The organism is Cloacibacterium normanense (assembly GCF_002943105.1).
Taxonomy (GTDB): Bacteria; Bacteroidota; Bacteroidia; order Flavobacteriales; family Weeksellaceae; genus Cloacibacterium.
This window is the reverse complement of sequence record NZ_PTPZ01000005.1, coordinates 23,678-37,649: the sequence shown is the minus strand read 5'-3', so window position 1 is coordinate 37,649 and position 13,972 is coordinate 23,678. Positions and strand designations below refer to the sequence as shown.

The 13,972-nt window shown below is 39.6% G+C and carries 9 protein-coding genes and 2 tRNA genes; 4 read left to right on the top strand and 7 right to left on the bottom strand.

Going from position 1 to position 13,972, the window contains the following annotated elements; translation table 11 throughout:
- Positions 1-24 precede the first annotated feature (24 nt).
- The 4 genes from C3729_RS08940 to C3729_RS08925 all read left to right on the top strand — a co-directional run bounded on the left by C3729_RS08940 (position 25) and on the right by C3729_RS08925 (position 1,846).
- On the top strand, positions 25-1,296 hold the full coding sequence (locus C3729_RS08940; protein ID WP_104793841.1) for an N-acetylmuramoyl-L-alanine amidase: 1,272 nt from the start codon (positions 25-27) through the stop codon (positions 1,294-1,296).
- Between the two features lie 59 nt (positions 1,297-1,355).
- Positions 1,356-1,427: transfer RNA gene (locus C3729_RS08935), tRNA-Glu, on the top strand.
- Between the two features lie 80 nt (positions 1,428-1,507).
- Positions 1,508-1,762, top strand: coding sequence for a 30S ribosomal protein S20 (gene rpsT, locus C3729_RS08930; protein WP_069800821.1), 255 nt, complete (start codon positions 1,508-1,510; stop codon positions 1,760-1,762).
- A 12-nt stretch (positions 1,763-1,774) separates the two neighbouring features.
- Positions 1,775-1,846 (top strand) — tRNA-Glu (locus tag C3729_RS08925).
- Between the two features lie 73 nt (positions 1,847-1,919).
- Here the strand turns inward: C3729_RS08925 and C3729_RS08920 are convergent.
- The 7 genes from C3729_RS08920 to C3729_RS08890 all read right to left on the bottom strand — a co-directional run bounded on the left by C3729_RS08920 (position 1,920) and on the right by C3729_RS08890 (position 13,970).
- The gene (locus tag C3729_RS08920; RefSeq protein ID WP_024567399.1) at positions 1,920-7,046 is read right to left on the bottom strand and encodes a helicase-related protein; all 5,127 of its coding nucleotides are present in this window, start codon (positions 7,044-7,046) and stop codon (positions 1,920-1,922) included.
- Entirely contained in the window at positions 7,039-7,719 is a 681-nt protein-coding gene (locus C3729_RS08915) for a hypothetical protein (RefSeq protein ID WP_024565606.1), read from the bottom strand. Before C3729_RS08915 ends, C3729_RS08920 begins: the two co-directional genes overlap by 8 nt.
- Positions 7,720-7,794: 75 nt before the next feature.
- Positions 7,795-10,167: a JAB domain-containing protein gene (locus C3729_RS08910; protein ID WP_024565605.1), complete on the bottom strand. Its 2,373-nt coding sequence runs from the start codon at positions 10,165-10,167 to the stop codon at positions 7,795-7,797.
- A gap of 12 nt (positions 10,168-10,179) precedes the next feature.
- Positions 10,180-10,902: a hypothetical protein gene (locus C3729_RS08905; RefSeq protein ID WP_024565604.1), complete on the bottom strand. Its 723-nt coding sequence runs from the start codon at positions 10,900-10,902 to the stop codon at positions 10,180-10,182.
- Complete coding sequence (locus C3729_RS08900) at positions 10,892-11,740, bottom strand: M23 family metallopeptidase (RefSeq protein WP_024565603.1); 849 nt, start codon at positions 11,738-11,740, stop codon at positions 10,892-10,894. Before C3729_RS08900 ends, C3729_RS08905 begins: the two co-directional genes overlap by 11 nt.
- Positions 11,730-13,724, bottom strand: coding sequence for a type IV secretion system DNA-binding domain-containing protein (locus tag C3729_RS08895; protein ID WP_024565602.1), 1,995 nt, complete (start codon positions 13,722-13,724; stop codon positions 11,730-11,732). The genes C3729_RS08900 and C3729_RS08895 overlap by 11 nt, the downstream gene beginning before the upstream one ends.
- 6 nt (positions 13,725-13,730) lie before the next feature.
- A complete protein-coding gene (locus C3729_RS08890) occupies positions 13,731-13,970 on the bottom strand; it encodes a hypothetical protein (protein WP_024565601.1) in 240 nt (79 codons plus the stop codon).
- Positions 13,971-13,972: the final 2 nt, after the last annotated feature.

Sequence of the window (13,972 nt, the reverse complement as noted above, 5' to 3'; positions counted from 1 at the left end):
TCCAAAATTAATAATTTTTAAAAAATGAAGACGCATAAACACGCATTTAATATAATTTTAACAGTATTATTTTTAATTTTCGCTCAATTAGGCGCACAAAAGAAGTTTGTTATTGTATTAGATGCCGGTCACGGCGGTTCTGATGTGGGAGCAACTAGAAAATACGAAAACATAGGATTAGTACAAGAAAAAGACGTTACACTAGGCATCGTATTGAAGCTAGGCAGAATGCTCGAAAAAAATAAAGATTACAAAATTATTTACACCAGAAAAATAGACGAATATCCTTCTCTAGCTGATAGAACAGACCTTGCCAATAGAAGTCATGCCGATTTATTTATCTCTGTACATTGCAATGCAAGCACTAAATCTACACCTTACGGAACCGAAACTTATGTACAGGGTCCAGACCAAAACAAAACCAATTTAGAAGTTGCCAAAAGAGAGAATGACGTAATTTTCTTGGATGATAAAGACCGCGAGAGATTCGCTTCTTACGACCCAACTTCTCCAGAATCATTAATTGCATTAAGAATTCAGCAAAGTAAATATCTAGAAAGCAGTTTGATTTTCGGAGGTTATGTAGAAGAAAATTTTGTAAAAAAAGATAAAAGATATTCTAGAGGGGTGATGCAAAAAAACCTTCACGTACTACGTCTAAATGCGATGCCCTCTGTTTTAATAGAAACGGGATTCATCAGTAATGCTGAAGAGGCGGAATATTTAGCTTCTGACAAAGGTCAAGATGAAATTGCAGAATCTATTTACGACGCCATTACCAGCTATAAAAAACGCATCGATAGAAACCAGAAAAAAATAGTAGAAGAACCAAAAGAACTTCCTCTAAAAAATGATTTCAGAATTCTTTTGATGAGCACTCCAAACAAATATGCAGTTGGGGATCCCGCTCTCAAAGGACTTAATTACATCTTAACCATCAAAGAAAATGGTTTGTACAAATACTATTACAGCGTAACTAATTTTGCTTCTATTAAAGAAAACAACCTTAAAACAGCTAAAGATGCTGGATTTAGAAATGCTACTGCTGTAAGTTTTATCCCTAATCAAGACATGAACACTGGCTACTATAGATTAGAAGTCTACTCCGGAAAAGATAAATTACCTAACTCTTCCCCTATTTTAAAATTATTAAAAGACGTAGAAAGAGTAAAAGCTAATGGCATATTTTACTACACTTATGGCAATGTGAAATCTCTAGAAGCAGCCACTAAACTACAAAAAGACCTTGAAGAAAAGGGGATTACCAATACAACAATAGAAAAAGTTTATAAATAATCAAGAAAATTTTGTGAGTTCTAAAAAAGTTCTTATTTTTGCACGCACAAAAAAAGAATGGCCTATTCGTCTAGTGGTTAGGACTCAAGATTTTCATTCTTGCAACAGGGGTTCGATTCCCCTATAGGCTACAAATTTTAAAAAAAATTAAAAAATAATTTGCAAATTAAAAAATAGTTTTTATCTTTGCACCCACATTTCAGAAACAATTATGGCAAATCATAAATCAGCACTTAAGAGAATCAGACAATCTGAGAAAAGAAGATTGAGAAACAGATACTATCACAAAACTGCTAGAACAGCTGTGAAAGTATTAAGAAATGAAGAAAACAAAGCAGCTGCTTCAGAGCAATTGCCGAAAGTAATCTCTTTATTAGACAAATTAGTAAAGAAGAATATTATTCACAAAAACAAAGCTGCTAACTTAAAAAGCAAGTTAACTAAACACGTTAACAAGTTAGCTTAAGAATAAATTTCTGGCCCGTTCGTCTATCGGTTAGGACTCAAGATTTTCATTCTTGCAAGAGGGGTTCGATTCCCCTACGGGCTACTACACACGCTGTAAATCAGTGATTTACGCATAGCGGGGACTAAAACAGGGACTTCAAGTCCCTGTTTTTTTATTATCTCTTTCTTCCATATTGTTGTATTTCTATTTTTTGTACATTTTCATTTTCAAAATTTTTATCAATTACTCTGATAATATTCGTCTTAAATAATTGTGAATTCTCCACCATTCTCTCCTCTAAATAACCCCTACTCTCATTAATTTTCAACTGCATTTCCTTCTCCTCCCTATACTTCTCAACCAATCCCTCCCGAACATTAGGCAAATCCTCCAACCTTTTATCCAATTCAGCAATCTTATCTTCAGTAATTTTTGTCTGCTGTTCAATCTCCGTCACATTCACGCCTTTTTGAGAAAGAATATCAATTTCCTCTTGGACTTTCTCCTTTGTCAAATCAATCGTTTTCTGATAAAATGGAAGCTGGTTTTTCCAGTATTCGGCATTGTCGCCCTCTTCCTTGGAATAGCCTAAGATTCGGTTGTAGTTATGTTGCGCTTTAGTTACTTCTTCCTGAATTTTAATAAAACTGTCATATTTTCGAAGCACAAAAGCAGAATCAGCCAAAAATTTATTTTTTTCGGTTTCAATTTGCTTTTTCATCAGTTCAATTTCTATATTCGCTCTGGTTTCGGGATTCGTGATGATGGCGGTTTTCATTTCCTGCGTGCTGATGTCAGAAATATCTAAAACATCGGCTCCCTTCTTCATTGCCTCCAAGTATCTTGCCTGTTTGGATTGCAATTTTTGAAGCATAAAGACATCAATGCTGTCATTGGTCAACATAAAGTTGATTCTTACATTTTCGTTCCTATTTCCTTGTCGCCAAGCACGACCTTCCACTTGCCGTAGAGAGGTAAAGTTGTACGGAAGAGAAAGCATGTAAATATCCGTCGTATTTTCCTGAAGGTTCATTCCTTCCTGAATCGCCTCGCTTCCGATGACCACCTTTATTTTTCCGGAATTGAAATCATCTTGAATCTTTAAACGGTTTGGTTTGCTGGTTGCTCCGGTGATGACTCCGACTTCTTCCGGTTTGTAGCCGACCTCCCGTACCAAATATTCCCTTAGTTTCGGAAATTCCGAAACAGCTAATTCAGAGTAGATAATCTGTCCCGAATCCGGAATGTCGTTTTTGTTCTGCCGAATCAAATCCATCGTTTGTTTTAGTTTCGGAGAATCCTCTATAAACTCTTCTAAAGACGGTTCTTCTCCTTCATAATAGGGAGAAAGATATGGTGAAATCGCAATCAAACGGGCATTAAGGATATGCGTAAGAATTGCCCCTTTTTGGGTTTCGGTAAAGTTTTCATTGAGCATTTCGTATTGCTCACTCGTTAAATAGTTCTGCTCAATCTTATATTCCTTGTTGATTCGGTTGGGCCGCACCAATTCTGGATTGTCTTCTTCGCCTTTGATATCAATAAATTCAGATAAAAGTTGCTGAAACAGCGAATTGTTTTTAAAACGTCGAACATTCGCCTTGAATTTCACATCACCTTTTGCGTCAATCTCCATGTCGTTGTCTGCCTCCATAAAGGTTTCAAAGAAGGTATTCACATTGAAGTAGCCCGATTCTTCTAATCTCTTGTTCGCAATCAAGGAGAGAATAGAATAATATTCCAGTGGTTTATTGGTAAATGGCGTTGCAGAAAGCAAGGTAACATTTCTACCGTCGTTCTTTTCTTGGATGTATTGCGCAGCCATCCAAGTATTGATACCCAACTTTGAAGTCTGCTGGTTTTGATTTCTAAAGTCTGAAGCAAATCGGCGGTCTTTTATTCTTACTTTTCCTACGATATGGTTCGCGTTGTGGACTTCGTCATAAGTCAGATGGTCAAAACCAAAGTCTTCCCAATCGTAAATCTTGCCACGCTTCATTTTACCCACCAGTTCTTTTTCTTTTTCCAGTTCTTTCTGAAAATCCCTTTCGCTGATGGTGTTTACACTTCTTAATTCATTTTCTGAAATATAGGAGAACTTGGAAGCCAGATTTTGGGTAATATTTTCAGAAAAACCGATATTGTTAAAACCCTCGTAAGTGACGATGGTGATTTCCCCATCCTTGTTGTCGAATTTTGAGAGGTCGAAGTCTTTTCCGAGATTTCCCAAGACATTCACTTTGGCTTCGGGAATGGTTTCAAAAATGGTTTCCACCCACTGTTTCAGAATGCTGTCATTGGGAACGACAATCAGCGGTCTTTTCGCATTTGCTCTTTCCATCGCTTCGTGCATTGACAGGATTCCAGACAATGTTTTTCCAAATCCCACTTCATGTGCAAGTAATCCGACACCTTTCGTGGTCTGCCTTCCGATTCCGGCTTTCTGAACTTCAGTTAATCTAAGTTCTCGACCTTTAAAATTCAAATGGATTTTTGAAAACAAAGGAAACTTTGAATAGTCCGGAACATAGATATTGTTGTAGTTTCGGTTAAAATCATTGACAAAACGCTTCCTTAAAGCGTCCGACAATTCTTCCCTCAAAAATTTTTGAAACAAGTCGTTGGCGGCGACTTTTCGTCTTTCGCGAACCAAGGCATTCCGTTCCTTGTCGCTTCCGGTAACGTTTTCGTTGTCTACAAAACTTCTTACTTCCCAAGATGAAGAACCTGCAAATGCCTCACTGGAAAGCGTTCCGACAAAATCCTTGAATTTTTCTGCAAGATTATAGGGAACCGTTACAGTTTCCGTCTGTCTTGTGTTTTGATTCCAGCGTTCCTTTTCTATGGATCCCAAATCAAACTGGTGGACAAATTCATGATTCGGACTGATTGAGATTTCGTCTAAAGTTTTTGGTTTTGGAAGAACATTGAGGAGTAAATCCTTTTGTTTCTCATATTGATTTTCTGTTCCGCCAACCGAGAACCTGTCCTTAAAGTCTATTTCCAGTTGTTCTAATTTGGCGTAGATATTCCCTTCGGCGTAATAAAAATCGTGAACCCAATTTCCGTCCATATAGTTGGCAAATTGGTAGTGCTTACCGTGATTGTTTAATGTGCCGTCGTAGGAAGTGTCCCGAAATGCCTCAATCTGTTCTTTAGTAATATCGGTACTGTTCTGAAGCGAGGCATTCACAATTTCATCGGCTTTGAAAAATTGGTATTTTAAAACCCCTTTCTTGATTTCCGGTTTGGTCTGAATTCGATATTCCGCATTTTTCTCTTTGTGGGACTGGATAATTTTATCCGCTTTACGATGAATTTCATCAATTTGGTCTTTCGAAAAATTTGGGGGATTATCAAAAATTTGGGTTTGGAGTTTGAAATACTTCTCAATCTCCTTTTCAATTGCGGGAGATTTGAATTTTACTTCATTAAGTCTGGAAAGAACTTGCTCAATTTTATCTTTCGTTTCTGCAAGGTCAATTTCTTCTGTTTTAGCGGGAATGGTGTTTTCTAAAGTTTTGCTTTTTGATTCTCCTTTAGGTTGATCAACCTCCAAAAACAAATCTTCAAAGAGGTTTCCAATTCTTTCGGTCTGCTTTTTATTTTTGAGTTGCTCAATCCTAGATAAGGCGTCCTCTAAATTTCCATAGACATAGTTTTCCAACCTCCCAAAACGGTTGGTTTTCTCTCGGGTTTCCCCTAAAATCCTGTCGGGATGTTTTTCAAAATAATTGGAAATATCTGTAGAAATTTTCTGGGAATTTTTTTGCAGAATAATAATGTCCGTTCCTACCTGAGTTCCGGCAAAAGCACCATTCGGCAGACGAAAACCTTCCAAAATATCTGCATTTTTTAGTTGGGCTTGTCGGTTCAACCAACCCGAAGGAAGCACCATTGCCAAAACTCCATTGGGTTTAAGAGAATCTAAAGACCTTTTGACAAAATAGTCCTCGTATTTGGAGATTTTGGGTTCTTCTCCCAAACCTTTGTATAATCCGCGATGGTCGCCGTAGGGTGGATTACCGATAACCAAATCGTATTTTTCGGCAAATTCCTTCTTGTTGCCTTTCTCTTCGATAAACTCGGTTTCAAAGGAGCGGAGATGGATGTGGGCTTCGGGATGAAGGATTTTCGCAATCTTTGCGGTGGTTTCGTTGATTTCAAAGGCAGTGATATTGGACTTGATTCCCAATTCTTTCACTGCATACAGAAAATTTCCCGTTCCAACGCTGGGTTCCAATACCGAAATTTCCTGCCTGTTCTTAAACTGGTCTTTGATTAAATTTCTGACGGCATCTACAATCCTTGAATCGGTGTAGTATTCATCCAAAATACCCCTGCCTTCTTTAGCTGTTCCGCCACTTTTGAATTGATGACAGATCTCTTTTAAATCCTCGGTAATGTTAAGACTTTCCTTGAGTTTAACTTGCTTATCGCTGGAAACAAAACAAGCTGCGGAAACAACTTCCGCAACTTGTTCATTGGTCAGTTTTTGACCTTTATATTTTGAAATAAGAACCCCTAATGCCTCATTGTTTTGAGTAGATGTTTTTACTATTTCTGCTATTCTATTGGATACATTTCTCCCGGATACGATTCCGCCCAAGGAATGTTCTGCTCCCTCATTTTTTGCAGCATTTTGCGGTTGTGTTCCGTCAACGGGTCCTCGCTCTGGTTTTCCGACCAGATGCTTCCAGATTGTGTCTTCAAGTCCATTTCCAGTATGGTTGCCGTCCACAGCTTGTCCTCCAAAGTGATTTCCGTTTTGCTTGGGTTTGCTTGTTTGGTTAGATTCTCCAGAATTTCGTTGAGAAAGTTCGGCTCCCAAGTGCTGAGTGTCGGAAATTCCTTCGGATTGAGTTCCATCGTCTTCATTTCTTATCGTTTTTTGTTCAACTAAAGTAGTATTTTTCTCTTGAACTTGGAGTTTATTTTTTAAATATTCTTCCAGGTTTTGGTTCCCATTTTCAGAAATTCCATACAGCAGGCGGATGTCCTTGATATTTTTATTTTGAAATTCATTGAGGATTTTTTGTGTAGACCTATTTCCGTCATCATCACCGGTTAGACACAGAAATATCTTTCCGTCGTAGTTTTTAAACCGTTCGACAAAGCTTCCAGTATTTTCATTATAATTGAGTGTTACAAGGGTTCTGCCGTTGTTTTGATTGTTTAGTTTCAAAAGTTCCAAAAACGAATCTTTGTCGTTATCGCTGTTAAAGACAATCAGTTCGTTTTTAGTTCCCTCAATAATGGAAATTTCTGAACTAGAATGATTTAAATAGGATGTCTCACTCACTTTTTCTGTTTTTTACGAAGTGGTTGAACTCAAAAATGTCTTTCGCCGTGTCGTCCCAGTTTTTTCTTGGAAGCAGTTGCAGGCTTACAAAGATGTCGGTCTTTTTATTGTAGGAATCGATGCGCTCCAATCTTCCGCCATAATCCTTTTCGGCGTGTCTGTAGAGGGAATACGGCAGAATCGTGTCTGTCGGATAGATGTAGAAACGGGTATAGTTCCAAGGCGAATTGATTTCGAAGCGTCTGTATTTTTTCTTGAATAACACCGTGTCGGAGAGTTTCCGCCTGTTATTATAGTTCGGAATCATTTCTTTTGAGAATATGGCGCCGTCCTTCTTGTTCCAAACCAATGCGGGTTTTTGTTTTTCAAGAATATCGGAAAGTATGATGTTGCCGTTTTCAGCATCCAATGGATAGCAGAAAGAATCTCTCACGAGATAGGCATTTTGATTCATTTCGGGAAAGGTGTGGTTTGGAACCAGTTCGATAATTTGGTTTTCCGAATAACTCATTTTCGAGATGTGGAAACTCTGCATCTTGTCCAATCCTCTGGAGGCATCAAAATAGACATTGGTAATGAGGTCGATTCCGCCTTTTTCGGATTTGATTTCCTTGTGGCAGGAATTTAGGATAAATACTGAAACGAAAACTAAAAATATGGATTTGATGTTCATAATGATTACATTTTAAAAAAAGCGGCAAATCAAAATTTGACTTACCGCCTTCGGATAATAGTCAGGTATTATTTATTATCGTTTGATGCTCTGTTCCTTCACATGGGCTTTCTCCTGTTTTTCTTCATTTTCCATTCCCTGCAAAGGTTTGTTGGTGTTGATGCGGTTCATGTCGTTGTCGTAAAGGTTCAGGTTCTTGTATTGCGGATTGAGCACTGCTTTTCCTTCCACCACCTTGTCGTCCATTTCAAATTTCACTTTCACCACATTTCCTTTTTCAAGTGACTTGATGGTGTTATCCCTGTATTCCGGCTTTTCGAAAACGAGGTTGGCTTTTTCCACGATTTTGTCGGTATCGACACCGTAGTTTTTGTAGAAATTCTGGAACATATAGTTTCCTTTCTCCGTCTTTGGCTCCTCAAAGTTGAACTGCACGAAGGCGGTTTCCGACTGGTCGCTTTTGGGGTTGTGGAACTCGATTTTCACGCTCCGTCCCTCCAAAAGATTTACGGCTTCTTTTGCGGTAAAGGTATTTTCTCTGTTTACCGAAAAATTGTGGGTGATTTCTTCGCCTTTCTCGTTCTTCAATTTGGCGTCGTAAGAGTTGAGGAAAACACCACCCGTTTCCGTCTTGTTGAATTTCAAGGCAAAATCAACCTTGTTTCCGGGCAGTGCCTTGTCCGAGGAAGTTTTGATTTCGAATTGCTGGTTTTTGGACTTGATGCCTTTTTCCAATTCTTTGTGAAGTTTTTCGTCTTCGCCGAAACCGAGGTATTTAAGCTGATTTTTTAGATAATCTACCTGGTTGAATTCTTTTTGTGTTTCCATAATGTTTGGGGTTTGATTGTTAAAATATTCTTTGTTTTTATTGAGGTGTTGTGTTAAGTCATCTCCGTTCATTTTGGCGTAATCTTTTATAGAAGGCTCTCCAATGATGTCGTCTATCGAAAATCCTGACCTTGTGGCATCCATTTCTTCTTTAAATCTCGAATGAAAATTACTTTGGCTGAATAAATTGCTCCGTTTTTTCTCATCGGGAAGAAAAAGACTTTTAAGGGAATCGATGATTTTTTCTGTTTCCTCATTTCCCTCGTAGGTAAGCAGTTCTCCGCCAACGAATAGCAAAACATGGTCTTCCGGCTTTCGATACAGCTGGATTTTTGAGGCAATCTGGCTGTAGTTCACTTTGTCGTCTTCCGTCAAGGAGATTTCAAATTCGTGCTTGGTATGACCTTCGGAATCGTCAATAAACAGTTTGACGTAATCCTTTTGTGGTGGTTCTTCCATATTTCTAAAATTTTTAGAGTAACTATTATTTAGGTTGTTTTCCGATACGCCGACAATGGGTTCCGCATTCAGATGGTTCTTGCTGAATTTGTCCAAAAGGTGGTCATAGACGTTGATTTTGGTCTTTTCGTAAAGGGAGTGGTAGTTTCCGCTTTCCAATAAAATCGCATCCAAAGCCGTGAACCCCATCAGTTCGAGTTTGTCGCGGTATTCCTTGTACATCTGCTCGTTTACATTGTTTCCATAAAGGATGACACCCGTTCCGGCGTGAATCGTCATCAGTTCGGTCAGTTTCTCGAACTGTCGATGCTGCGGAAGAATGAATTTCCCAACGATGTCGTTCGCATTGTTCAGGATGATGGCTTCCGTCTTGTCGGACAGTCCAAACTTTTGGCTTGAAATGTAGGCGGCGGAATCTTCGGGACTGTTGATTTTGAACGGCTGATAATTGGCGGCAAAAATCTGCTTGTTAAAGGAAAAGGTGCTGACTTTTCCCTGCTGTTGATTTTGCTCGGAAAGTTCCAGAACACGGTCGCTTCCCAAATCTCCGTTGAATACCAAATATTTCCCCGAACGCAGATTGATGACGATGCCGTCTTCCACCTTTATTCCTGTATGGTCGAAAATTTCGTGCAGTCTTTGCAACATGAGTCGGTCATGTTTGCTCGAAATCAGTTGTCCGCTCGGATGGTTGTGGACGAGCGTGATGCTTTCGGGCTGCATTTTGAAGACGTTTCCCGTCAACAACCGTAAATCCACAACGGTGGAAGTAATTCCGCCTGTCGAAAGATGTTGAACGAGATAACTGTCGTCCTTGAATTTGTAGAGTGCAAAGGTGTGTTCCACCGCCTCGTCTTCAAGCGCACGGAAAAGCCAAGCCACATCGTTCACATCAGAAATTTTGGTTCCCGCCATGAATGAAAGACTTTTGTTTTCCGAAAACTGCCGCTCTACGAGCGCAAAGTCATTGGCGTAACCTTGATTGTCCTTTTCCCGTAGGATGGCGGAATTTGGGTCAGCATCATTTCTCCCACTGAAGAGTTTGTACGGTAATATTTCGCCCGCCGACGTTTTGAGATATTGCGTATCCTCGTCCGTCGGAAATTGGAAATTCGTGTTCGGTCCATATTTGCTCTGGTAATTGATCGTTTCTGTTTCCATCTTTTCAAAAATTTATCTGCGGAATCCACGGCGTTTTTCCTGTTCCTGTTCGATTTCCTGTTCGATTTCTTCTTCCTGCTCTTCCCGGTTTCTGTTCGCGTCTTCGTACCTATCCCTGTCATTGACGTTCAGGTCAATTTCGGAATTGCCACCTTTTGAAATCTGCTTCTCATCGGGTGAGATGCTGTTTACGGTGTTGATTTCTCTGGAAACGATGTTCAAGTCGTTGGAAATTTCCTTGGCGATTTCGGGATATTGGTCGATTTTATCCATCAGGAAATTTTTCAGTTTCTGAAGTTCGTTTTTGTAGCGGTTCATTTCCGCGACATCCTTCTTGTCGGCAATGATTGCGGTGAGTTCGGTGGCATTTTTAATGAGGTCGAACTCGGCGACGATGTTGTTTTCCTTGTCGTAGATGAATGCCTTTTTTTCAAGCGAAAGTTTCTTCTCATTTTTGTTTGAAAGGTCTTGAATAGTGGAATACTCAATTCCATCCTTGCTGTTTCTGAGGATTTCGGAGATGCTTTTATCCCGCTCCAGAAAGATGACTTTCAGTCGGGTGTTGTTTTCCGTGAGTTGGAAAGTTGCCCTGTTTTTGTCGTTGTCTGCGACAATCGTGTAGCCCTGCAGAAATTTTTGGATGTCGTCCGCTTTCAGTTTTTTTGAAAATGACAAATCTTCATTGATGATTCCGAACTTTTTAAGTTCTTCGGTAGGTAGGTTTTCAGTTTGCATAGTAGGTTGCTATTAAATTGTTTGCTTTGTTTAGGTCGTTTAAGAAATGGTAGGGATTGATGCTTTGTCCAAACTCCTTTACTGCAAAATGCAGGTGCGGTCCGGTAGAGTTCCCTGTGTTTCCACTTTTCCCGATGATGAAGCCCGCCCTGACTTTTTCTCCGACTTTGTAGTAGATTTCGGAGAGGTGGAGATAGGAGGTTTCAAATCGGTTGAAATGTTTGATTTTGATGTAGTTTCCACCGCCTTTGGAATCCCAACCTGCTTCGGTAATGATTCCATCAAGCACGGCGTGAACATCTTCGTAGTTGGCTTTGAGGTCAATTCCGTTGTGCATTTTTGCAGTGCCGAAAATTGGATGCATCCTTGTTCCGTAAGGCGAAGTCACGCTAATTCTATTGCGCAAAGGCATTGAGATATTTTTCCGTAAACCTTCAAAGGTGGTTTCAAAATCCTTTTCCTGCTTTTTTTCGGGTTGAAAATTTTGCATCAGTTCAAATAGTGAATCTTTCATCTTTTTGTAGTCCACGTTACTTTGATTGTTTCCATTATGGTAGTTTTTAAGCATCGTCTTTAGAGAGTCGATTTGACTCGTTAACATCTTCATTGAACTTTCGGTTTCGTTTTTCAGTTCCGATTTTGGGGTGATGTTGAAGATTTCTTTCCACGATTTTTTCTCCTTTTTTTGGTTGGAATTCTCCTCTTTTGGGGTTTCCATAATTTTAAAGTCTTCCGTTTTGTGTGGTTTTGTCGGCATCAGCGTATTGAATTGAGCCATGGAATAACCGCCTGTTAAAAGGAGAATTGTTAATGTTATTATTGTCGTTCTATTTTTCATTTTTAGTAAATTCATTTACGATTAATTCAACCTCCTTATTGATTTTTCTGAAGTTGGTCATCAGGACATCGTTTTTCCTATTGTTTCCCATTTTGTCGACAAATGAGTAATAGGAAGGCATTTTCACATAGTTGTGTTCTTCCTGTTTGATGGCCTTCATATCCAAATTGATTTTGCCGTTCATCGCCGAAGTTTTGTATTCCTCGGTGTCGTTTTCCTCGCCCTGAGCAATCATTCCGACCATTTCGCCAGTTTTGAGCGTCGCAATTTTTCCTGCAGGAATCATAAAGTCCATTTTCTCGTTGATGCTGGTCGTCGTTCCTTGTTGGGAGATGGATTGGGAATAGGATTTTTGCTTGATTTTTCCGAACAGTTTCTCCAGCCATTCCAGAGTATTTTTGTCCCTTGCGGAACCTGAAAGGATATTTCCAACAATGGCGGAAATGGTGTCGGCAACTTCTTTTTTGTAAAACTGTCGGAGTTGTGGGATTTCCTGAAGTCCCAATAAGACCGCCACTTTGTTGCTCCTTGCGGTCGCCACCACGTTGTCGATTTTATGTATGTAGATGGTGGGAAACTCGTCAGCAATAATTCCTCCCGGCAAATTGTGTTTGGAGTTGATGAGTCGTAAAGTCCTGTTTAAAACCGATGAATAAAGGGCGGAATTGATGTCCTGCGTTCCTGGATCGGATGCCAAAATCAGGATGGAAGGATTCTCCCTGTTCGTAATTTTTAGTTCCACTTCGTCGCCCGAAAACACCCAGAAACTTTCCTTGGTCGCCAATCGTGAGAGAAATATCTTCAAGGTTCCGACCTGTCCCTCCAACTGGTCAAATGCCTTGTTTTCATACGCCGTCTTAAAGGGAGAAAGCAGTGAGAATATTTCCTCGTTGGTAAAAAGTGTGTCAAAAATCTCCTTGTAACTTCGGTTCATAAAGGACAGGATATGTGGTAAATCCGAATATTTTCCGTCCTCGTAGGTGGCAAAAAAGTAGATACTCGACGAAAGAAAGTTGATGGCAGATTGGGTGAAAAAAGCATCGGAGCCGCCTCCCGAACTTGAACCTCCCTTTTGGAGCGACGATACCATTGACTCCGCCATTTCCTGTGCTTCCGCCAAGGTTTGGATGTATTCTTTTTTCAATGGATTTACCCTTTTGGATTTTTCTACCTCGTTCAGATTGATGACATGAAAATCGTATTCATACCCTGAATCTTTGCTTTTCTTCAACAGATAATGGTAGTAGGCAATCTGCGCCAAATCGGGAAACTTGAAATCGTAAATACACAGGCAGAAGCCTTTCGCTATCATTTGCCTGATTGCGGGATTGATGATTCCGAAAGACTTTCCACTTCCAGGCGTTCCAATCACCATCGTCCCACGAAATGGATTGATATTGACCCATCCCTTGTTGATTTTTTTACTGTATCTGAAGAGATATGGGATATTGATCGAGGTGTCCGTTTCTACCAGTTCCTGATTTTGGGCAAAACTTTCTTCCTCTACATTCCATCGGTCTTTTCCCATTTTTTGTTGCATGAGTTTTGAGATGGCGTCTGCTCCCATTTGAAGGATTACTGCACCCAAAAAAGACAATACGGCATAGATGACCTGATAAAGATTCAGTGCAGGAAAAATTTTAGGGAGTTTGGAGTTTCCTGCCTCGTTTTGCCAAACGAGTGAAGAAAAAATCATCAACAAGCCCAATATCATGGGGATTACGATTTCCGTGGCGATGTTCAAATCCTTTTTCTTCTTCGCCTTTGTCCCGACAGCAACCAATCCAATCAGAATCAGGGTCGCAAACTTTGCGTTGATGGGTGGGTAAAAGAAACTCATCTTCGAGAAATTTTTCAATAGATTTGAAACTATAGGAATATCTGCATCGAGGTAGAAAAGCGACGCACAATCCAATGCCACGACCGCATAAACCGCCTTCTGAAGGAATCCGTAAATCTTAATTTGGTGTTGTTGTTCCTGCATTACTTCCTATAAATTGTAGTTTTTTAAAAACTCTTTCTCTTTTTCCTCAATACGGTCTTTACCATAAATCTTCACTGCAATCTCCTTATACCACGCTTTCAGATAAGCCATTTTTATAATTTCCTTTTCTATTTCCTTCTTTGCTTTTCTGAGACGGAATAAAAAAAATATGGATATGCAAGAAGCGATGAAAGCGATGAACGCCAGGAGAAGGACAATAATTAATTCTGTTGGTAATGGGTTCATAA

What these genes read in the sequence shown, in the direction of transcription:
- C3729_RS08905 (WP_024565604.1), bottom strand. Translation starts at nt 10,902, where the DNA reads ATGCAAACTGAAAACCTACCTACCGAAGAACTTAAAAAGTTCGGAATC.
- C3729_RS08900 (WP_024565603.1), bottom strand. Translation starts at nt 11,740, where the DNA reads ATGAAAAATAGAACGACAATAATAACATTAACAATTCTCCTTTTAACA.
- C3729_RS08940 (WP_104793841.1), top strand. Translation starts at nt 25, where the DNA reads ATGAAGACGCATAAACACGCATTTAATATAATTTTAACAGTATTATTT.
- C3729_RS08890 (WP_024565601.1), bottom strand. Translation starts at nt 13,970, where the DNA reads ATGAACCCATTACCAACAGAATTAATTATTGTCCTTCTCCTGGCGTTC.
- C3729_RS08910 (WP_024565605.1), bottom strand. Translation starts at nt 10,167, where the DNA reads ATGGAAACAGAAACGATCAATTACCAGAGCAAATATGGACCGAACACG.
- rpsT (WP_069800821.1), top strand. Translation starts at nt 1,508, where the DNA reads ATGGCAAATCATAAATCAGCACTTAAGAGAATCAGACAATCTGAGAAA.
- C3729_RS08915 (WP_024565606.1), bottom strand. Translation starts at nt 7,719, where the DNA reads ATGAACATCAAATCCATATTTTTAGTTTTCGTTTCAGTATTTATCCTA.
- C3729_RS08895 (WP_024565602.1), bottom strand. Translation starts at nt 13,724, where the DNA reads ATGCAGGAACAACAACACCAAATTAAGATTTACGGATTCCTTCAGAAG.